The sequence below is a fragment of the Gemmata palustris genome, assembly GCF_017939745.1.
Classification (GTDB): Bacteria; Planctomycetota; Planctomycetia; order Gemmatales; family Gemmataceae; genus Gemmata; species Gemmata palustris.
Window position 1 is genome coordinate 1803012 of record NZ_JAGKQQ010000001.1, and the last position, 21671, is coordinate 1824682.

Below are 21671 nucleotides of genomic sequence, written 5' to 3' on the forward strand. Positions count from 1 at the left end.
TGCCTACTTGAATTCCGCCGGGAGCATGGGAACGAGGAACACGAGGTCTTCCGACCGCGTGCTCCCCCGGTACGACCCGACCGCCCTGGTCGGTGCGGTCGGGCGCCGATGCTCCACACGACGATCTGCCCGCGCTCGATGGGAAGAGGTGCCAGATTGTCGCCCGGTCCGCCCCGCCCGGTGATCTGCGCTCCGGGGCCTGCTGCTGCGCGCGCGGAGCTCCTCCCGGGCGAGATCCGGTAACCGAACGCCCGGTCTTCGGCATACGGGTCGGCCGGGACCGCACCGAGGTACCCGCCGGTGACGAGGTCCGCCAGCGCCGCGGGCGGCCTTTCGGTCCACGAGGTGCGCGCGACAAGCGAACTTGATGACCGTTACCCGGCGCAGAACCCGGAGGTACCGTTCGGTTTCGGTCACGTCGCCGATGGCCCGGTTCCGGGCGAGTAGCAACCCGGCCCCGGGCCGCCCGATGAGCAGCACGGCGTGCTCCAGGGGCGGCCCTGGGAACCCCTGCTCGAACCCGAGCCCGAGCAACCGGCGCGTGCGCTCGCGCTCCCACGGCACGGTCCACGCGAACGAAACCAGGTCCGCCTCCGCCGCGGCCAGTTCTTCGTTCACGCCCGCCGAAATCAGGTGCCCCGTGAGCCACGGGCTCGGCACCCGCAGTTGTTCGCGCAGGACGTACCGGTCGGCGAGGTAGTGCGGGACCAGGTCCAGGTCGCCGGGGGCGTCGTGGTGCTCGAACACCCGGCCCGCGGCGGAGGTCGGCGGCGGACCCGGCGAACCGCTCCAACCACCGGTCGGCGGCGAAGAGGGCCTGGCGCTCGACCTCGATGCCGACCACGAGTGCCAAGATCCGGACCCGTTGCGCAGGTTCCGAACCAGCGCCATGACGGTCCGCAGCGCGGGTAAGAACGCCCCGGCTCCCCGCCCGCCTGGCGCTGGAGCCCGCGGGCCAGCAGCGCGACCGCCATGCGCGCGCGTTCTCCAGGTTCCCCGCGGTCACGGCCGCAGTATTGACCAACTGGGGCGACTCGAAGACGCCGACCGGCCGCTCCCCGCGAGCGCGGCCATCGCGGGCCAGGGCGCCTCGTCCGGGGCCAGGGCCCGAATACACGCGGTCCAACCACGTCGCGAGTTCCGCGTCGTGGGCCGGCCAACCTTGCCGGAGCACGATTTCCAACCGCTCGTCGATCCGCTGGCGCGGGCGCGCCGCCCTGGCGCTCGGGCTCCTGCGCGATCGCGGTCACCGTGCGCGTACCGCTCGACCGCGGCGCGGAACTCGCCCCGCGACGTTCTCGTCGAACGCCGGCAGCGCCCCGACGAACGCGACGTCGGCGGCCCCGTCCGGTTGGTCCGGCACTTCTAGCACCCGGTATCCGAGGGCGCCCGCGAACGCGAGCGCGCGCCGATCCCCCGGTCAAGCGCAGCAGCGGTCCGCGCTGAACGCCCCGATCGGATGACCAGGACCGCAGGACGAGCCGCCCGGTGAGGAGCAGCGCGCCGGCCGGGAGCCACACCTGCCAGTGCCGCAGCCCGCCCGCCAACAGCGACGGCCCCCAGAGGGCCGACAGGCACCCGCCGACCATCAGCGCGACCCCGCACGCGACGACCAATTTGCGGAACAACAACCCGCACAGGTGCCCGACCACGAACCCGTACACGGCCGGGACCAGAAGGTACGTCCACGCCTGCGGACCGAGCTCGTCGAACAGGCGGTCGTGGAAGATCGTCGCGAACGGGCTGCGCCCGTAACTGAACCGCGTGTGCGTTTCAAATTGAGTGCGGACCGCGCACGGCAGCACCACCAGGAACAGCAACCAGGCGGTCAGGGCCAGGTGAACGCCGATCTTCACCCGCCACGCGCGCCCGATCGGGAGCCGGCCCTCGGCCCAGAAGGGCGCGATCCGGTGCGCCTGCTCGTCGCCGAACGCGGTGACCCCGGCCAGCACCCCGGCGGCCAGCGCCAGTGGCGGCCAAACGAACAGCGCCGGGCCTCCGGCACCAGCAGCACGAACCCGAACGCGAGCGCGAACGCCGACAGAACCGGCCCGGTGAGCCGGAGCTGCCGCAGGGACAGCCACACGAGCGCGCGGAGGGACGAAACCGTGTGCCCCCGCGCCGCGCGGCCCGCGCGATCGGGCGCGGTGAACGACCAGCCCGACACCACGAGCGGCGTCAGCAGCATGAGCGCCTCGAACACGACCCAGCCGATCGGCCGGGGAAGTTCGACCCGCGCGCGAACGCGATACAAATCGGCAGGAGGAACACGAACGTCGCGATCGTCGCGGCCGGGATCGCGACCCCGACCGAACCGAGGGTGGTCCGCGCCAGCGTGGACCCGAGCGCCCCCACGCGAACGCCAGTAAGCCGTACATCACGAGCCGCGCGGCGAACCACGGGTCGGCCAGCTCCAGCAGGGCCGCGAGCGCCAAAATCACCGCGGTCTGGAGCAGCGCGAGGGTGATCCCGGCCACGAGTTTCGCCCGCCACAGCGCCCACCGGGCGGCCGGTTGCACCTCCAGGAACGTCATCGTCCCGGCCTCGCGCTCGGCCGCGAACAGCGCCCCCGCACACCATCCCCGACGTGACCACGAGCATGAGCGTGGCCAGGCGGCCGAGCCCGAGCGACCGGACCACGTCGAGCGCGGACGCCCCGTCGAGGGCGGGTCGCCGAGTTGCGCGGCGCCGACGAGCAGCCCGCCGCCCAACACGATCAGCATGAGGGCGATCACCCACTGCTCGCGGAACTCCTTCCACACGATGGCGCGGATCATGGGCACTCGCTTGACTGGGGCGCGTTCGGGTTCGGTATTCGGAGCGAACAGAGGGATGTTGCGCGGGCCGCCCGAGCAAAGACAAAGAGCACATCCGACTTCAAGATGAGAACCGGTCCTGTTCTCGGTTCCTGATGACGAGCCGCGACCGCAAGGGGCGAGAGGCGCCCCGCTCCCTTGCGGTCGCGGCTCGTCACGATGATCCTGAAACGAGACTACTCGACCTTCTGCACCATCGGCACCGCGCCGGTCTCGCCCGGCCCCGCGGCCCGCGCCATCAGTGCGGCGTACACCTCTTCGAGCGACACCGACACGTCCTCGAAATCGGAGACGTCGGTGCGCCGGCGGAGGGCCGCGACCGCTTCGGGGTTGGGGTCTTTCACGAGCACCTGCCAGTAGTGCCCGGTGCCGTAGCGCTCCAGGACCGTTCCGAGGCCGGACGGGTCGGGCGGGCCGTCGGTGAACCGCAGGCTGAGGCGCCGGATCTTCTTCCGCACCTCTTCCAGCGGGGCCGACAGGATCATCTGCCCGTCCCGGAGCAGCCCGACGTGCGTGCAGGCCCGTTCGAGTTCGGCGATCGAGTGGCTCGTGATGAATATCGTGCGCCCGCTCGCGGCAAGGTCCGCGAGGCTCGCGAGGAAGTCGCGGCGCGTGAGCAGGTCCAGCCCGGAGGTCGGTTCGTCGAGGAGCAACACTTCCGGGTCCGGGGCGAGCGCGAGGGCCAACCCCACCCGGGCGTACCCGCCCTTCGAGAGGTCTTTAAGGCGCTTGGCGGAGTCGAGCCCGAGCTTGCCGGCCCACTCGCGGTAGCGCTCCAGGAACCCCGCGCGGTGGAACGCGGCCGTGAACCAGCCGATGTCGCCGACGCTCATCCACTCATAAAATCGCGGGCGCTCCGGCATGTACCCGACGCGGAACCGTAGCTCCGTGGCCTTTGCCCAGCAGTCCAGCCCCAGGATGCTGGCGCGCCCGGTGTCGGGCGGCGCCTGCCCCGTGAGGATCTTCATCGTGGTGGTCTTGCCCGCACCGTTGTCGCCCAGGAAGGCGTACACGGACCCGCGTGGCACCCGCAGGTTCAACCCATCAAGGGCCGATTTCCCGCGGTAACGCACTACGAGGCGGTCGATTTCGATCACGTCTTCGGGCATCAGCCACGCTCGTCTGCGAATTGGTGCTAAACGGCCCGCGCGAAGAACTTTTCTTTGACCTGCGGGTTCACGATCCAGTCGGCCGGCCATTCGCCCGCGAGTAATTTGACGATGGCGTTCGCCGGGAGCCGGGCCATGTCCTGGCGCGACTGTTGGTCCACACCGGCCGTGTGCGCGGTCAGAATAATGTTATCGAGTCCGAACAGCGGGTTCGTTTTCGGCGGCTCGACCTCGTACACGTCCAACCCGGCTCCCGCGATTTTGTTGGCAACGAGCGCTTCGTACAAGTCCTTTTCGTGAACCACGCCCCCGCGCGAGGTGTTCAACACGAACGCGGTCGGCTTCATGAGCGCGAGCGTCTCGCGGTTGATGAGGTTCTTCGTGAGCGGCGTTTTCGGGACGTGCAGCGTGACGATGTCCGACTGCTTCAGCAGCTCTTCGAGGGGCACGAGTTTGACGTTGTGAGCCGCGGCGAAAGCGTGATCCGGCTCGATTTCGGTCGCGATCACGTTCAGGTCGAAGGGAACCGCGCGCTTCGCCACGGCCTTCCCGATGCGCCCGAGCCCGACGATCCCGAGCGTCTGCCCGCGGAGGTTACCGACCGCCCGGCGCGGCCACAAACCGGCCCGGATTTCGGTGTCCTGTTCCCGCAGTTTGCGAGAAAGCGCGAGCATGAGCATGAAGGCGTGTTCGGCGACCGCGTCCTGGTTCGTGCCGGGCGCGTAACACACCGCGACGCCGTGATCGGTCGCAGCTTGTAGGTCCACCGCGTCGTACCCGACCCCCGCACGGGCGATGACCTTCAGGCCCGCGCCCGCGGCCGCGGCAATCACTTCCCGCGTGTAGGGTTCGCTGCCCGCGAGCGAGGCGACGCACCCCGGCAACTGGGCGAGCAGTTCCGCCACACTCATCTGTTGTTCGGTAAGAACGTTGTCGCGCGGCGGGTATTCAATAGTATATCCCGCTCCCCGAAGAATGGGGCCGTAGGTGAACTCGATCTCGCGGAGCGGGGCGGGAGCGACGAGGACGCGGCGACTCATGGGAGATTGCTTCGGGTTCAAAATTGGTGAGCCGGGTAGCGAAAGCAGAAGAGCCGGTACGGTCGAGTCGGTGAATGGAGCCGCAGTAATGTGGTTCCGAACCCCGTGTCTCCCGATACCCGGTACCCGGTGTTACGAGAAGGATACAGATTCGCGTCCGTGTTGTGAATGACGCGCCCGGAAACGAACCCGCGACTAGGACACGGTGTCCGTCCGCCAAGCCCCGGACCCACGGATTTGAAGGCTTTGTTAAGGTCGGGGCGGCGGGACGTTAGGATTAGGGAACAAAAGTAGGGGCTGGGGCGCGTTTAATGCGCCGCATTTTGTGAATCGAGGCCATGTTGCTTGACGCATGACACAACCCGGCTGATGATACATTTAGAAGGTGCGGACGTCCCGCACCGCGCATCAGCCGGCATGGCTCGGTCGACGAATCGACCCCGGAGGAAGGCCCACGACAACGGTGCATTTCACACCTGTTGGGACGCGGCACCCCGCCCCTCCGGAGGCAACACCCATGCCCTGAAGGAGGCCACTTGAACACCGCTACGTTGAACACGGTGAGCACGGTGCCCGCCCCACACTCCGCCCGCCCCATTAGCAGCGCCCTTCACCGGGCCTGCCTCGCGGCGAGAACCATCGCCGACAACAAGGGGCGCGACATCTTGGTGCTGGACCTCCGTCCCTGCACCCCTTTGTTCGATTACTTCATCATCGCCACCGGCGCCAGCCGCCGCCAGATTCACACTCTGGCCGAGGAAACGGACGCCGCCCTCCGCGCCGAAGGGGACACCCGCATCGGCATCGAAGGGTACGAGGCGAGTAAGTGGATCGTGCAGGACTACGGCGACATCATGATTCACGTGTTCGACCCCGACACCCGCGACTACTACAAGCTCGAAGAGCTGTGGGCGGACGCGATCAAGGTGGACTGGGAGAACGAAGACTAAACCCGCTACCGCTCACGGGATGTTCCCGTGAGCCTTCCTATAACGAACCTGTCGGCCGAACTGCGCCTCTAAGGGGTGTCGGTTTCGGCCGACAGTCGCTTTAGCCGAGACCCCCGGGCCGCTGAGATGAACCTGCTGACGCAAATCCGTTCGCTGTTCGAGCCGGCGCTGACCGCACTCGCGCCGGACCGAGCAAAGGTACCGGACCTGCTCGCCGCCATCAAACCGGCCTCGAACGCGGACCACGGCGACTACCAGGCGAACTGCGCGATGGCGCTGGCGAAGACTTTGAATCGCCCAAAAGAAGCGCAACAAGTCGCGAAAGAGATCATCGCCGCCCTTCCCGCCAACGACGTGTTAGAAGCTCCCACGGTCGCGGGTCCGGGGTTCATCAATCTGCGCCTGAAACCGGATTTCCTCGCCAAAGCGATTGCGGGAATCGCCACTGACGCGAAGCTCGGTGTTTCACTTGCGGTGAAATCGAAGAGGTTCGTAATCGACTACAGTTCGCCGAACGTGGCGAAACCGCTCCACGTCGGGCACCTCCGCAGCACGATCATCGGCGACGCACTTACTCGCGTCCTCCGGTTCCTCGGTCACACGGTCATCGCCGACAACCACCTCGGTGACTGGGGGACACAGTTCGGCATCCTGCTCTACGGATACCGCACGTTCCTCAACAAAGAGGCGTACAAAAAGAACCCCGTGCGCGAACTCGCGCGCCTGTACGTTCTCATCCGCAACCTCACGACGACCGTCGATATTTTGTCGCGCGGGTTCACGCACCACCGCGACGAGGCCGCGTTCCAGACGAACGCGGTCGCGGAACTGACGCGCGTGTACATCAACGGGCTGAAGCGCGCGAGTGATCCCGACGACTATGACGACGAGGGTGGGGCGAAAGGGCCGCCCGCTCCCAACCCAGTCGCGAACGCTTGTCGCGAGGAAACTGCAAAACTCCACACCGGCGACGCGGAGAACCTGAAACTGTGGCACGAGTTCATGCCGCCGTGCATGGAGGAGATCCACAAGGTTTACAGGAAGCTCGAAATCCTGCCGTTCGACCACGAGCACGGCGAGAGCTTCTACCAGCCCATGCTCACCGACGTGGTCGAATCGATCCAGGCCGCGGGGGTGTCGGAAGAGGGCGAGGGGGGATCGCTCATCATCCGCTTCGGGCCGGAGAACGTGTCTCTGATCCGCAAGCGCGACGGCGCGTTCACCTACACCACCACCGATCTCGCGACGGTCAAGTACCGCGCCGAGACGTTCAAGCCGGATGTGGCGCTGTACGTCGTGGACTTCCGCCAGGGACAGCACTTCGCCAACGTGTTCGAGGGCGCGCGCCGCTGGGGGTACACCTCAATGGCACTCGAACACGTGAAGTTCGGTTCGGTACTCGGCAAGGACGGGAAGCCCCTCAAGACGCGCGAGGGCGGTGCCACGGAACTGATGCAACTGCTCGAACGGGCGGTTGAACTCGGCGGCAGCCTGTTCGAGTTGATCCACTGGAAGCGCAGCGCGCAGGGGCACGACGTCCCAAACTGGGACGAGTTCGCTGAAGAAGAGAAAACCAATATCGCATCGGCGATCGGAATCGGTGCGGTGAAATACGCGGACCTGAGTCAAAACCGCACCACCGATTATACGTTCGACTTCGCGAAAATGCTCGCGACGAACGGTAACACGGCTACGTACATGCAGTACGCATACGCGCGCTGCCGTGCGATCTTCCGCAAGGGCGAGGTTAATGAATCGCGTTTCCGCACGAACCCGCCGGCGCTGATTACTTCACACGCGGCCGAACGCGCGCTAGTGCTCCAGTTGCTGCGCTTTCCGGAAGCGGTCGAAGCAGCGGCGGCGGACTACTCGCCGCACCTCATTACCAGCTATTTGTGGGATTTGGCAAAGAGTTACAGCGTGTTCTTCGAGAACTGCCCGGTGCTGAAGGCCGAGACCCCGGAACTGAAAGACAGCCGCCTGTTGCTGGTCGATCTGGTCAGCCGGGTCATCAAACAGGCGCTCGATTTACTCGGCATTCGTGTTGTCGAGCGCATGTGAATATCATGTAGGGTGGGTCGAGGTTCGCGCTTCGCGGGCCGAAGGCCCACCACCAACCAACGGCGGAAAAGGTGGGCCTTCGCCGCAAAGCCGGCTCGACCCACCCTACGAGAAACCCATGTTCGTCGATCGCGTTGAACTGTTCGTGAAGGGCGGGGACGGGGGCCGCGGGGCCTCGTCGTTCCGCCGGGAAAAATTCATCCCGCTCGGCGGGCCGGACGGCGGGGACGGGGGCAACGGCGGGTCGGTCATCGTCCGCGCCGACCCGAACGCGGACAACCTCGCCGGCCTCACGATGAAAAAGCACTGGAAGGCCAGGAGCGGCGAGGCCGGAGGGGGGGCGAAGTGCGCCGGCAAGAACGCCGAGGGCATTGTGCTGCTCGTGCCGCCGGGGACCATTGTCCGCGACCGCGAGCGCGGGCACGTGCTCAAAGACCTCGTGCAACCCGGCGACGAAGTGATCGTCGCCAAGGGCGGGCGCGGCGGGCGCGGGAACGTCCACTTCAAGAGTTCGACCAACCGCGCGCCGCGCGAGTACGAGCCGGGCGAAGAGGGCGAGGAGCGCTGGATCTCGCTCGAACTGAAGGTGATCGCGGACGCGGGCCTGGTCGGGTTCCCGAACGCGGGCAAGTCCACGTTGCTCTCGCGCGTGTCGCGCGCCACGCCGGAAATCGCCTCGTACCCGTTCACGACGAAGTCCCCGAACCTCGGCATCGTCACCATCGGCGACAACGGGTTCGTTCTCGCCGACCTGCCCGGGCTCATTGAGGGCGCGGCGCAGGGCGTGGGGTTGGGCCACGAGTTCCTGCGGCACGTCGAGCGCACGCGCGTGCTCATTCACCTCGTCGAACCGTTCCCATCGGACGGCGCCGACCCGGTCAAGAACTACCACTCGATCCGGAAGGAACTGCGCGAGTACGCAATCCCACTCGACGGCAAACCGGAAGTGGTGTGCGTGAGCAAGGCCGAACTGACCGGCGCAAACGAAGTGCGCGACCAGCTCGCCGCGGACCTCGGGCGCGAGGTACTGCTCATCTCGGCCGTAACCGGCGAGGGGCTTCAGCTCGTGGTCGGCCGCGTAGCGCAGATGCTCGACACCATCAAGCGCGAAGAGGCCGAAGCCGCCGCGCGCAAGAAGCCGATCGAGTTCTCGACCGAAGGCGCGATCCGCACCAGTGACTTCCAAACCACTTCGGTTGCGAGCATCACCCCGCCGAGCGACGAGGCCAAGCCGTGACGCCGGACGTGGTGGTGGACATTGGCAACACGCGAATGAAGTGGGGCCGGTGTACGGGCGGGCGCGTCACGGAGATGGTGTCCCTTCCGCTCGACGAACCCGAAAGTTGGACTGAACAACTCGCCCTTTGGGATTTACCAATCTCGCTGAGTTGGGCCGCGGCGAGCGTGAACCCGGCCGTCAGCGACCAGTTCCAGGCATGGGTGACGGGCGCGGACAGTGAGGTCGTGTTCCTCCGCGACTACCGCGACGTGCCGCTCAGCTACGACGTCGACCACCCGGAGCGAGTCGGAATTGATCGGCTGACGAACGCTTTCGCAGCCCACTGCTTCGCTCATCCCCACCCCGCCATTGTGATTTCGGTCGGCACCGCGGTGACCATCGACTTGATCGACGAACGGGGCGTGTTCCACGGCGGCGTCATCTTCCCCGGGCCGCGCCTGATGGCCTACTCGTTACACGCACACACGGCGAAACTCCCGCTCGTCGATGCCGACACGCTCCCCACCGTCGTTGCACCGGGTAAGAACACCACGGACGCGATCCTGGCCGGTATTCGCGCGGCGATCGTCGGCGCCACGATTCTGCTCGTCAATCACTACGCCGAAGACGACGCGACGCCCTGGGTGTTCGTCACCGGGGGGGCCGCGGGCGACCTCGAGCAGTTCGACTTCGGCGCGCGATTTAAGGGCACGCAGGCACTTCCGACGCTGACGCTCGAAGGTATCCGCATCGCGGCGGAGACACTGCCATGAGTGACACCACGGTGTCACTGTTGACGCCGCCCAGCGCCGGGGCGATCGCCACAATCGAAGTGCGCGGGGCGCGTGCGTGGGAACTCGCCCGACAACTCTTCAAACCCGCGGGCAAGCCGTTACCGGAAGCGCCCGCGGTGAACCGCTTCTGGTTCGGCACCCTCGGAAACGATGAAGTCGTCCTCGCGGTCACGGCCCCCCCTTGCGGTCGCGGCTCGTCGATCACGTCGGCTAACGAGCCGCGATCGCAAGGGAGCGGGGCAACGACTACGACCATCGAAATTCACTGCCACGGTGGGCGCCGGGTCGTGCGCTGGGTGATGGAACAATTCCTGACACGCGGGTGCCTCGAACGCGCCGCGCCTCCACAGAACGAGGGGTTCGACCTACTGCAGCGCGCCCCGACACTCCGTACCGCGTCCATCCTGCTCGATCAACTCACCGGCGCGTTCGAGCGCGAGGTTCGGCGCATTATTGCTCTTATCGAAACCGCTCCGGTGGAGGCACAAGCCTCGCTCCGTCAACTCGCGGAACTCGGCAACACCGTCGGTCGGCACCTCACCGAGCCGTGGAAGGTGGTCATTGCGGGTCCGCCGAACGTCGGGAAGAGCTCGCTCATCAACGCACTCGCGGGGTACCAGCGTTCGGTCGTGTCCGAGGTGGCCGGCACCACGCGGGACGTCGTGAGTGTCCGGGTGGCGCTTGAGGGATGGCCGGTCGAACTGATCGACACCGCCGGCTTACGCGACGCGACGGGACTCGAAGCCGAAGGAATTGCGCGCGCGCACGAAGCGCTCCGAACCGCGAACCGGCTCGTGTGGGTGACCGATATTACCGACGCGAGCGCCCGCGTACCCGATCTCGATTTGCCCACAAACGGCGAACGGATTGTGGTCGCGAACAAGTGCGATCAACCGGCCGCGTGGGACGTGACCGCCCTGCCCCACTTCGACGGGACCGTGAAGGCGATCCCCGTATCGGCGAAAACCGGCGCGGGGTTGCCGGAACTGATAACGGCCCTGATCGCAAACTTCCCCTCCCCTCCCGGCGGCGCAGCCGTGCCGTACACACCGCACCTCATCGAATTGGTAATCGAAGCTGCCACAAGCGCCCGACATGCGAAGTGGGCCGACGCTGCGAACCTCCTGCGCGATACGCTCGCTGCGAGCGAATGACGCCAAGTCGTGCGGATTGGTGTCTGCTGGGATGGCAACGCCACGTTGTGAGCGGTGCATCACGTACCATAAATTGCAACAAATGACACTTAGATCACTAGCGGCGCGCGATATAATCCAGCAGGCAGAAGTCGTGCATTTGCGGTCACCGGGATCGCGCGAAGCACGCTCCGCGGGGTCGAAATCGGGTGAGGGGCCAAAATGTTAGCGAATGTCAGCCGCGCCCCGCGAGAGAACGAGAATGTGCAGTGATTTACTGTGCAAGAGGAGCGTTGGCACACGCTGAGAAGTCCGCCCACGCGACTCTCCGGGGCGGAAAATGTTAGCGAATGTTAGCCCGAACGTAGCGGGTGCGGGACACGAACCGATGGGGCGGGGCGCGAACCCTTGCCGTTCGCACCCACGCGGGTAGCTTGATGCCGCCTACCTTCCCGTACCACGTTCACGGAGACACGCTCGATGTCCCGCATCGTACACCTCACCGCACTCGCGCTCATCGCGGTCGCGGCCCCCACCGCCCGCAGCGAAGACAACAAGCCGCCCGAGGGATTCACCGCCCTCTTCAACGGTAAGAACCTCGACGGGTGGCAGGGCAACATCGACATGAACCAGCGCCGCACGCTGACGAAGGAGAAGCAGGACGAGCTCCTGAAGCAGCGCACGAAGTCCGCGCTCGAACACTGGACGGTAAAGGACGGCGTCATCACGTGTACCGGCAAGGGCGGCGTCAGCCTCCAGACCGCGGTGGACTACGGCAACTTCGAGCTCATGGTGGACTGGAAGATCGAAAAGCGGGGCGACAGCGGGATCTACCTCCGTGGGCAACCGCAGGTTCAAATCTGGGACTCAGAGAACCTCGACCCGAGTCTGAAGGCGGACGCGGGCTTGGGGTCCGGCGGGTTGTGGAACAACAGTCCGGCCGGTTCCAAGGGGCAGAAGCCGCTGAAGAAGGCCGACAAGCCGGTCGGCGAGTGGAACACGTTCCACATCACGGTGATCGGCGAAGAGGTGACGGTGAAGCTGAACGGGGAACTGATCGTCGATAAGGTGCGGCTCCAAAACTTCTGGGAGAAGGGCAAGCCGCTCCCAACGGCAGGCCCGATCGAGCTCCAGTTCCACGACCACCCGCTGTGGTTCAAGAACATCTACATCAAGGAACTGACAAAATAGGAACGATCCGCTAAACGGTTGTCCCATCAACGATTTGGGGCAACCGTACACATCGCATGTGAGACACGGAACCGGCCAAATCACAAGGTTTACCGTGCAATTACCGTGCGGCTGATTGGGTGGGAGATTCTGCAGATCTCCTCAATCACCTGCCCCGCGGCGCGACCGAGATCGGTGAAATGATCCCTGCGGTGCCGAACGCAAAGCAGCCCCACCTGGCTACAAGTCTGTAGCCCTATGGCGGAAAACCGCCATTCAGAAAACGTGTCGCACTTCGACCATTGAAGTAACAACAGAACTGCGCGCGAAATCGGTCGCAACGAATGCGCCCGGTTCGCCGTGCGCCCGGGCCGTCACTCGCAGCGCGCCCCGGTGCTCCCGACCGGGACACGTGCCCGGCACCGGCGGACCGCGCGACCGATCCGAAGCACCCACCACGATCAATTGTGCCCCTCATCGGCTTTACGGAGGACGGTCTTGGTCGCTCAAAAGCATCAGCAATGCCGAACCACGTTCACACTGATCGGGGACGCGACCGCTACGACGTGGGCGGTCCTGCAGAGCGAAATCGAACGCCGGCTCGGTGAGGAACCGGGCGCCACTCTGGTGATCGAGTGCGGCCGGGTGACGGGGTGCGCGCCGGACGTGTTCCTGGCTATAGCGGCTTTGCGCCAATTGACCAACGGGCGGCTCCGCGTGCGGAACTGGCCGGACGCGGTGCTGTTGACGGTTCTGCAGGAGCTGATCGCCCCGCACGTGCTCGGCAGCGACCTCGCTGAGGTGGCGGCGGTGGCCGGAGCCCCTGAACGCGAAGCGCTGCACACCACCGAGTTTGAAGCGGCGGCGACCCTCCTGTCCGCGGCCCTCGCGAAATTGAAGCATAGCTGGTTCGGGGACGGCGCGGGGCCGGCTGAACCGGGCGCCTGATGCCGGGCGGGCGCCGGACCCGCGCGGGGCGCCCCGGAACGTCGACCGGCTCAAGAATTTACGCCCCCTCGCCAGAGGGGACGAGCACGGGAATGCTCTGCGAACCCGGACCCAGAACGCTCACCCGAAGGGCCGGAACACGAACCCGGCCCAATTCCAGGAGCTCGCATGTTTCAGCAACTGACCGCGGCCATTAACAACCTCCGAATCGGCACCCGAATGATCGGGGCCTTCCTGCTCATCGCGCTGCTCACGGCGGCCGTCGGGTACGGGAGCTACCGCTCAATGGTCCAGATCAACCGCGGCATGGAGAACGTGACCGGAACCCTCATGCCCTCAATGGACGCCCTGGGCGATTTGCGCGCCGCTCTCATGACGGTCCAGCGCACCGAGCGCTCGTTGCTGGCGACCGCGAATCAGAACGACGCGACCCGAAAACAGCAAACCACGGCCCGTCAGGACGCGGCCTGGGCGGAATCGCAGGAGGCCCTCAAGCGCTACGAGGCCCTCCCGATGGGCGACAAGGAGAAACTGTTGTGGGCCGATTTCAAGCCCCTCCTGGAACAGTTCCGCAGGGACCACCAGGCGACGATGGTGGCACTCGCCGCGGGCGAGACCGATCGGGCCGACAAGTTGTGCGCGGCCGCCGTGTCCAACAGCATGAAAATGATCGAGAGCCTCACCAAGGTCGTCGAGTACCAGTCGGAACAAGCGGAGCTGGAAAAAGCCGAGGCGGTAACGGTATTCGCTAACGCAAAGACGACGCTCACGACCCTCGTCGCGGTGGCGGTCGCCGCCGCGGTGTGCATCGGCATTTTCTTGACCCGTACCGTGACCCGGCCGCTGGAACAGACGATGACGGTTCTGGACGGGGTTTCAAGGGGGGACCTGACTCGGCGGGTGGACCTGAACACGCGGGACGAACTCGGGCAGATGGCCCGGGCGCTCAACGGAACGATCAGCGGCCTTCGGGTGGCGCTCCAGCAGGACAAAGTGGACTGGGAGGTGGTCGGCAAGCAGCGCGAGCAGAACGCGGACTTCGCGGGCCAGATCGCGGCCATCGGCAAGTCCCAGGCGGTGATCGAGTTCAAGCTCGACGGGACCATCGTGAGCGCCAACGAGAACTTCCTGCGCACGCTCGGATACAGCCTCCAAGAGGTCCAGGGCCGGCACCACAGCACGTTCGTCGAACCCGCGTTCGCGTCCAGCCCCGAGTACCGGGACTTCTGGGCGCGCCTGAACCGCGGGGAGTCCGTCGCGAGCGATTTCAAGCGCGTGGGCAAAGGGGGCAAGGAGGTGTGGGTTCAGGCCTCGTACAACCCGATCCTGGACCTCAACGGCAAGCCCTACAAGGTCGTCAAGTACGCCACCGACATCACGGCCGCCAAGCAACTCGAGTGGAAGGTGAAGGAGGACGCGGCCGAGTTGCAACAGAAGGTCGCGGCGATCACCACCTCAGTGAACGCGCTGGCGGCGGGGGATTTCACGCAACAGGCCCCGGACCTGGGCACCGACACCGTGGGCCAGATGGCCGGTTCGCTGAACAAGGCGATCGTCTCGGTTCGGACCGCGCTCGAGGGCGTGCGCGAGGTGTCCGAGCAGTTGGCCGATGCGTCGGGGCAGTTGTCGGCGGCGAGCGACGAGATCTCCACGGGCGCCCAGGAGCAAGCGAGCAGCCTCGAAGAGACCGCCAGTACGCTCGAAGAGATCACGGCCACGGTCAAGCAGAATTCCGACAGCGCACAGCAAGCGCGCCAGCTCGCGAGCGGCTCCAAGGAAGTCGCCGAGAAGGGCGGGCAGGTCGTCGGTAACGCGGTCGAAGCCATGAGCGAGATCAACCAGTCGTCCAAGCGCATCGCGGACATCATCACGACGATCGACGAGATCGCGTTCCAGACGAACCTGCTTGCCCTCAACGCGGCGGTGGAAGCGGCCCGGGCCGGGGAGCAGGGGCGCGGGTTCGCGGTCGTGGCATCCGAGGTGCGCAACCTGGCTCAACGAAGTGCGACTTCGGCCAAGGAGATCAAGTCCTTGATCGAGGACTCGGTCAAGAAGGTCGACGCCGGAACCGAACTCGTGAACCAGTCCGGGTCCACGTTGGGCGAGATTGTCACCAGCGTGAAGCGCGTGACCAACATCATCACCGAGATCGCCGCGGCGAGTAAGGAACAGTCCACGGGTATCGATCAGGTCAACAAGGCCGTGTCCCAAATGGACACCGTGACCCAGCGCAACGCCTCCCAAACCGAGGAGATGTCGGCGACGGCCCAGACCCTCACGGACCAGGCGGCCCAACTCCGTGACCTCGTGAGTCGGTTCAAACTGAACCAGGACGAGGGGGGCCGGAGCGGTCCGCGCCTCGCGCCGAGGCCCCAGCGCCCCAGGGCGATTCCGGCGACCAAGTCGCGCCCCGCGGCGGTCCGCTCGCTGAAGAACGGGCACGCACACGAACTCGATAGTCTCGGTGCCAGCGACGGCGGGTTCACCGAGTTTTAACCGCCCCGCGGCCGAGCACTCGTAGGCGGGGTGCCCCGAGAAACTTTAAAAATGCCCGGCGAACGCGATCCGCGCCGCGCGGTACGATACCGCAACCGGGGACAATCTACGGGACGCAATGCGGCGCAGCGCGCCCCACGCGGTCGGTTCACGTGCCGACTTCCGCTCTTGTGCATCCTGATTGCGGGCGCGCCATTTCGCGCGCCCGCAATCAGGGGTGCGGTCGATTGATCGGTCTGCGCGCGGGATCGCTCGAGCGTCGGCGCCGGCATTCGTGACCGAACCGGGGCCAACTGAACGAGGAGCAAATGAAAGCTCGCCTCGAAAGCATCCAGGTCCGGTTGCTCCTCCTGACCGGGGTCGTCTTCGCGTCCACGTTCGGGTACGGCGCGTACGCCCTGCACACCCTGTCCGCGGTCAAAGTCAACGGCCCGTACTACCAACGGATCAGCGCGAACCGGGAACTACTCGCCGACGTGTTGCCCCCGCCGGGCTACGTGGTCGAGCCGTACCTGAAGGCCCACTTGATGGCCCGCGCGGCGACCCCGGCGGCGCTCGAGAACCAAGTCGCCCGTTACGAGCAACTCAAACTCGCGTACTTCCGGCGCCTCGACGACTGGCGGCGCGATCTGCCCGACGCCCCACTGAAATCCGAGCTCGTAGAGGTCGCGCGGGAGCCGGCCGAGGCGTTCTTCGCGGCGATCGATCGGGAGCTGGTCCCCGCGCTCCGGCGCGGGGACCGCCCCGCCGCGGACCGGGTGCTGGAAATCACACTGCCCCCGCTGTTCGCGGCCCACCGCGCCGCGATCGACCGGGTCGTGGCGCTGGCACAAGAATCCGCGCGCGCGGACGAGGCCGAAGTCGCCCGGTTGATCGACACCCGGCGTGCATTTCAAACGGGGTTCGCCGTGCTGTACTTGGCCGCCGCGGCCGGGCTCGCCGCGGGGATCGCGGTGTCGGTCCGGCGCCGGGCGGCCCGGTTCCGCGCGCTGATCGAGAACAGTTCGGAAGCGATCGCGCTTTACGACGCCCGGGCGACCATTTTGTACAACTCACCCTCGGCCGAGCAGATGTTCGGGTACCCGACGAACGAGTTGGACGGCCGGAACGCGCTGGAGTTCGTCCACCCGGACGACGCCCCGGAGGTGGCGCGGGTGCTGGGGTCCGTCCGCACGGCCCCGAAACAGGTCGTTCGGACGGAGGTCCGGGTCCGGCACCGGGCCGGTGGGTACCGCTGGGTCGAAATCGTCGGAGCGAACCACCTGGACGACCCGGCGGTGGGCGCGATCGTGGCGAACATCCGCGACACGACGGCCCGGCGCGTGTACGAGGAGCGCCTCCGGGAGCGCGACGCGGTGCTCCAGAAGCTGTCCGATCTGGTTCCCGGAGTGATCTTCCAGTACCGGGAGTACCCGGACGGGCGCGCGTGCGTCCCGTATGCGAGCGAGGGGCTCCGCGCGGTGTTCGGCGTGGCGCCGGCCGAAGTGAGCGAGTCGGCCGAGCCGATCACCCGCCAGTTGCACCCCGACGACGCCGAGCGCGTGGTAGCCAGTATCCGGAGGTCGGCCGAAGCGCTGGCCCCGTGGCACGACGAGTACCGCGTGATCCTACCGGACCAGCGAACCCGGTGGTGCGAGAGCCGGTCGGCCCCGGAGCGGCTCCCCGACGGGAGCGTCTTGTGGCACGGCCACACGGCCGACGTAACGGACCGCAAAGCGGGGGAGGCGCGCCAGGGCGAGCTGGTGCGCGAACTCGAGCGCCGCAACACAGAGATGGAGCAGTTCACGTACACCGTGTCACACGACCTCAAGAGCCCCCTCGTCACCATCAAGGGGTTCCTCGGTGCTCTCGAGCACGACCTGGGCGCCGGGGACACGAGCCGGGCCGCCACCGACATGGCCCGGATCGGGACCGCCGCGGACCGCATGATGGCACTACTCGACGACCTCCTCAACCTGTCGCGGGTCGGGCGCGTGGCCCGGCCCCCGGAACCCGTGTCCCTCGCCGACGTCGTCCGCGAGGCCCGCGAGCGCGTCGACGGACCCGCACGCGCCGCCGGCGCCCGGGTCCACATCGACGCGCACCTGCCCCCCGTTATGGGGGACCGGGACCGGCTCGTCGAGGTGTTCCAGAACTTACTGGAGAACGCACTCAAGTACGGCGGACCCGCGCCCGTCATCGAGGTCCGCGCGCGCCCCGACCCGCTCTGGGCCGTGTGCGCCGTGCGCGACCACGGGATCGGACTCGACCCGCGCCACCACGAGCGCATCTTCGGGCTGTTCGAGAAGCTCGACCCCAAGTCCCCGGGCACCGGAGTCGGGCTCGCACTCGTGCGCAAGATCGTCGCCTCCCACGGGGGCCGCGCCTGGGTCGAGTCCGACGGACCCGGCACCGGCAGCACGTTCCTCGTCGCGCTACCCGCACCCGGCACCGAAACCGCACCAAAACTCGCCCCGCACTGAACAACGTAGAACGCGCGGTGTGCGCTCGACGCCGCCCGGCCCGAACCGGTAACCCGCTCTCATTTTCTGGAGCTTTTCATTGCTGGTTCGCGCGGCGTGACTTAGGATCATGTTTCACACCAACCAAATTCATTTGTCGAGCGCGACTCCGCGGCGCAACCGGTGCCGGTACTCGCGAGGAACGAATCATGTTAGACGTGCCAGCCCGGGCACTGTCGGTTCTCCACGCCGAAGACAACGCCGACCACGCGGAACTAGTTCGTCGCTGCCTTCAGAACCACCCGGCCGTCGAACAGCTCGTTTCGGTCGAGGACGGTGAGGCCGCTCTGGACTACGTTTTCGGACGCGGGCGGTTCGCGTCCGCCCCGCCCCCGGACGTGATCCTCCTGGACCTCCAGTTGCCGAAGGCCGACGGGTTGGAGGTGCTCGGCGCGCTCAAATCGCACCCCGACTATTCGTTGATTCCGGTCGTGATCCTGAGCACGAGTACCCGGGAGACCGACGTCCGCGCCGCGTACCGGTTGCACGCGAACAGTTACCTGGCGAAACCGGCCGACTTCCCCTCGCTGAACCAGCTCCTCCGCGATTTCGCCAACTACTGGGGCTGCCGGAACTCCGCGCCGGCGCGCGGCGCCCGCCCCTGAACGAGAGCCCGACATGGCCGTGGAACTGCTCCTGGTTGAGGACGACCCCGCGCACGTCGAGCTCTGCCGGCGCGTTCTCGACCGGCGGGCCGACGAGTACCGGGTGAGCGTCGTCGAAGACCTCGCGTCGGCGCGCGCGTGGCTCCGCGCGCGCGCCCCGGACCTCGTTCTGGCCGACCTGCGCCTCCCGGGGGGCGCCGCGACCGAGTTGCTCGAAGATTCGGGCACGTTTCTGCCCGTCGTCGTGATGACGAGCCAGGGCGACCAGGACCGCGCGGTCGCAGCGATGAAGGCCGGGGTTCTCGATTACGTGGTCAAGTCCCCGGAGATGTTCCGGACCCTGCCCGAGATCGTCGACCGCGCCCTCCGGTCCGCGCGCCACGTCCGGGACCGGATCGCGGCCGAGGCGGGCCTGAAGGAGAGCGAGGAGCGGTTCCGACAACTGGCCGAGAACATCGACGCGGTGTTCTGGTTGTACGAGGTCGCGGGCGCGCGGCTCATTTACGTGAGCGCGGCTTGGGAGCGGGTGTTCGGCACGCCGGTGGCGGCCCCGCTCGCCGATCCGTCCGCGCGACTGGGCTGCGTTCACGCCGACGACCGGGACGAGTTCGCCGCGCACCTCGCGGCCCCGGACCCCGCCCGCCCCCGGCAGACGTGCTACCGGGTCGTCACCCCCGGGGGCCTCGTTCGGTGGATCGAGGAGCGCACGTTCCCCATTTTCGGTCCGGGCGGGACCGTTCACCGGGTCGCGGGCCTCGCCACCGATGTCACGGCCCGGCGCGCGCTCGAAGCGGCCCTCCAGCACTCCCAGAAGTTGGACGCCCTGGGCCGCCTCGCCGGGGGAATCGCTCACGATTTCAACAACATGCTCGGGGTCATCAGCGGCTACGCCGGCCTCATCATCGGGGACGCGCGGGGCGGCGCGGTCGCCCCACACGCGGTCCAGATCCAGGCCGCCGGGGACAGGGCCGCAACCCTCACCCGGCAGCTCCTCGCGTTCAGCCGCAACCAGGTCATCGCCCCGGTCCGCTTGAACCTGAACCAAGTGCTCGCGGACCTACAGCAGATGTTCGACCGCCTGATCGGGTCGGGCACCCGGATCGATTTCCGGCCGGCCGCGAAACTCGGGGACATTCGGGGGGACGTGGGGCAGATCGAACAGGTGGCGATGAACTTGGTCGTCAACGCGCGGGACGCCATGCCCTCCGGCGGGCGGATCACGATCACCACGGGCGACACCGACGTCCTACCGGGCGAGCCGTTCGGGGGCGCGGACCCGCCGCCCGGCAGGTACGTCCAGCTCACCGTCGAGGACACCGGGTGCGGGATGAGCTCCGAGGTCATGGCCCGGGCCTTCGAGCCGTTTTTTACCACGAAGGGGGTCGGCAAGGGGACGGGGCTGGGCCTCGCCACGGTCTACGGGATCGTGAAACAAGGGGACGGCCACATCCAGATCCAGAGCGCCCCCGGGGCGGGCACCCGGTTCGATATTCTGTTCCCGCGGGCCGGGGACTCGAAGCCCGACGGGGACGCACCGGCCCAACCCGCGGCCCCGGTTCGGGGCGGGACCGAGGTCGTGCTCCTCGCCGAGGACGACGCCCAGTTGCGCGAGTTCCTCGTGCGCGCCTTGACCGATCTGGGGTACACGATCGTTCCCGCGACCGACGGCGAGGAGGCCCTGAGCGCCGCCGCGGACCGGGGCGGGGCGATCGACCTGTTGCTGTCCGACGTCCAGATGCCCCGAATGACCGGTTCCGCGCTGGCCCTCCGGTTCCGGAGCCTGTACCCGGCGGCCGGTGTGGTCCTCGTCTCCGGGTACGCCCCCGAAGAGTCCCGGGCTCGGCTCGCGGCCCTCGCCGACGCGCTCGTTCCGAAACCGTTCACGATAGCGCATTTGGCCACCCGGCTCCGCGAAGTTCTCGACCGCCGGGCGATCCGCAAGTGACCGCGCCGGAGGGCCTTGTTGAATCGACGTTCGCCGGGAGAATTGGGCGGGCGGGTCGAGATGCGCCCGGTGCGGTGGTATCGTCACCCGGGGGCCGGAACCGCGTTCCCGGGTGACGATACCACCGCGAGCCGGATCAGCTCCCCGACGTGGTCCGCCCCGGTCTTTCGCATGATCGCGGCGCGGTGCTTTTCCACCGTGTTCTCGCTAATCCCCAAGCGGACCGCGACGACCTTGTTGGGGTGCCCGGCGACGATGAGGTCCAGCACTTCCCGTTCCCGTAGGCTGAGCCCGGCGAACCGCGCGCGGGCGGCATCGCGCTCAGTTTGGCGCCGGCGCAGCTCCGCGTTGCGGCGGAGCGCGGTCTGGACCGCGTCGAGGAGCGCCTGGGCGCGGAACGGTTTCTCGAGGAAGTCGAGGGCACCGGACTTCAGGGCCGCCACCGCGGACGGGATGTCGCCGTGGCCCGAGAGCAGGATGAGCGGCAGCGGGCACCAGCGCGCGGCCAGGTACTGCTGGAGTTGTAGGCCGCTCATCCCGGGCAGCCGGAGGTCGGAAACCACGCACCCGGGGCGCGCCTCGTCCAATTCGTCCAAAAACTCTTGCGCCGAGACGAACGCCTCGACGGATAGACCGGTGGACGCGATGAGCGTGCGCACCCGATCCCGCATCAGGTCGTCGTCCTCGATGATAAACACGGCGGGTACGTCGGGCATGCTGGGCGCCGTCCTCACCACCGATGCTACTCGGAACGGAACGATGGACCCGGCTCTTGGGAATGCTTCGAGCCCGCGCCGGTCGTTTTGATTGGAGTGAATGCGACCGCGTCCCGGAACAACACCGCCCATCATACGCCACGAAGGATGCCGCGCCTTGCGCACGCG

Annotated in this window: 17 protein-coding genes; 12 read left to right on the plus strand and 5 right to left on the minus strand. The window is 67.1% G+C overall.

Features of this window, described 5'->3' with window-relative positions:
• Positions 1 to 3: 3 nt before the first annotated feature.
• A complete protein-coding gene (locus J8F10_RS07275) occupies positions 4 to 747 on the minus strand; it encodes a hypothetical protein (protein WP_210653177.1) in 744 nt (247 codons plus the stop codon).
• Between the two features lie 741 nt (positions 748 to 1488).
• Here J8F10_RS07275 and J8F10_RS07280 point away from each other — a divergent pair.
• Positions 1489 to 1755 carry a hypothetical protein gene (locus tag J8F10_RS07280; protein WP_210653178.1) on the plus strand — a complete coding sequence of 89 codons (267 nt, stop codon included), beginning with the start codon at positions 1489 to 1491 and terminating at the stop codon, positions 1753 to 1755.
• Positions 1756 to 1852: 97 nt separating this feature from the next.
• Here the strand turns inward: J8F10_RS07280 and J8F10_RS07285 are convergent, their stop codons facing one another.
• From J8F10_RS07285 to J8F10_RS07295, 3 genes are all read right to left on the minus strand, one after another.
• Positions 1853 to 2188 carry a hypothetical protein gene (locus tag J8F10_RS07285; protein ID WP_210653179.1) on the minus strand — a complete coding sequence of 112 codons (336 nt, stop codon included), beginning with the start codon at positions 2186 to 2188 and terminating at the stop codon, positions 1853 to 1855.
• An 804-nt stretch (positions 2189 to 2992) separates the two neighbouring features.
• Positions 2993 to 3925 (minus strand): ABC transporter ATP-binding protein, encoded by a 933-nt coding sequence (locus tag J8F10_RS07290; RefSeq protein ID WP_210653180.1) that lies wholly within the window; start codon positions 3923 to 3925, stop codon positions 2993 to 2995.
• Positions 3926 to 3951: 26 nt separating this feature from the next.
• Positions 3952 to 4965, minus strand: a complete 1014-nt coding sequence (locus J8F10_RS07295; RefSeq protein ID WP_210653181.1) for a phosphoglycerate dehydrogenase — start codon at positions 4963 to 4965, stop codon at positions 3952 to 3954.
• Positions 4966 to 5501: 536 nt separating this feature from the next.
• Here J8F10_RS07295 and rsfS point away from each other — a divergent pair.
• The 11 genes from rsfS to J8F10_RS07350 all read left to right on the plus strand — a co-directional run bounded on the left by rsfS (position 5502) and on the right by J8F10_RS07350 (position 20787).
• On the plus strand, positions 5502 to 5915 hold the full coding sequence (gene rsfS / locus J8F10_RS07300) for a ribosome silencing factor (protein ID WP_210653182.1): 414 nt from the start codon (positions 5502 to 5504) through the stop codon (positions 5913 to 5915).
• 126 nt (positions 5916 to 6041) lie between these two features.
• Positions 6042 to 7976, plus strand: a complete 1935-nt coding sequence (gene argS, locus J8F10_RS07305; RefSeq protein ID WP_210653183.1) for an arginine--tRNA ligase — start codon at positions 6042 to 6044, stop codon at positions 7974 to 7976.
• A gap of 118 nt (positions 7977 to 8094) precedes the next feature.
• Positions 8095 to 9213 carry a GTPase ObgE gene (obgE, locus tag J8F10_RS07310; protein WP_210653184.1) on the plus strand — a complete coding sequence of 373 codons (1119 nt, stop codon included), beginning with the start codon at positions 8095 to 8097 and terminating at the stop codon, positions 9211 to 9213.
• A complete protein-coding gene (locus J8F10_RS07315) occupies positions 9210 to 9968 on the plus strand; it encodes a type III pantothenate kinase (protein WP_210653185.1) in 759 nt (252 codons plus the stop codon). The genes obgE and J8F10_RS07315 overlap by 4 nt, the downstream gene beginning before the upstream one ends.
• Positions 9965 to 11143 (plus strand): GTPase, encoded by a 1179-nt coding sequence (locus J8F10_RS07320; protein WP_210653186.1) that lies wholly within the window; start codon positions 9965 to 9967, stop codon positions 11141 to 11143. Before J8F10_RS07315 ends, J8F10_RS07320 begins: the two co-directional genes overlap by 4 nt.
• Before the next feature lie 459 nt (positions 11144 to 11602).
• Positions 11603 to 12313, plus strand: coding sequence for a 3-keto-disaccharide hydrolase (locus J8F10_RS07325; protein ID WP_210653187.1), 711 nt, complete (start codon positions 11603 to 11605; stop codon positions 12311 to 12313).
• Positions 12314 to 12790: 477 nt separating this feature from the next.
• Complete coding sequence (locus J8F10_RS07330; RefSeq protein ID WP_210653188.1) at positions 12791 to 13240, plus strand: hypothetical protein; 450 nt, start codon at positions 12791 to 12793, stop codon at positions 13238 to 13240.
• A 168-nt stretch (positions 13241 to 13408) separates the two neighbouring features.
• A complete protein-coding gene (locus tag J8F10_RS07335; RefSeq protein WP_210653189.1) occupies positions 13409 to 15736 on the plus strand; it encodes a methyl-accepting chemotaxis protein in 2328 nt (775 codons plus the stop codon).
• Between the two features lie 308 nt (positions 15737 to 16044).
• Entirely contained in the window at positions 16045 to 18198 is a 2154-nt protein-coding gene (locus J8F10_RS07340) for a sensor histidine kinase (RefSeq protein ID WP_210653190.1), read from the plus strand.
• A gap of 188 nt (positions 18199 to 18386) precedes the next feature.
• Positions 18387 to 18842 (plus strand): response regulator, encoded by a 456-nt coding sequence (locus J8F10_RS07345; protein WP_210653191.1) that lies wholly within the window; start codon positions 18387 to 18389, stop codon positions 18840 to 18842.
• A gap of 13 nt (positions 18843 to 18855) precedes the next feature.
• Positions 18856 to 20787 (plus strand): hybrid sensor histidine kinase/response regulator, encoded by a 1932-nt coding sequence (locus tag J8F10_RS07350; RefSeq protein WP_210653192.1) that lies wholly within the window; start codon positions 18856 to 18858, stop codon positions 20785 to 20787.
• 83 nt (positions 20788 to 20870) lie between these two features.
• On the opposite strand, the gene J8F10_RS07355 is transcribed toward J8F10_RS07350, so the two are convergent.
• On the minus strand, positions 20871 to 21503 hold the full coding sequence (locus J8F10_RS07355; protein WP_210653193.1) for a response regulator transcription factor: 633 nt from the start codon (positions 21501 to 21503) through the stop codon (positions 20871 to 20873).
• Positions 21504 to 21671 lie beyond the last annotated feature (168 nt).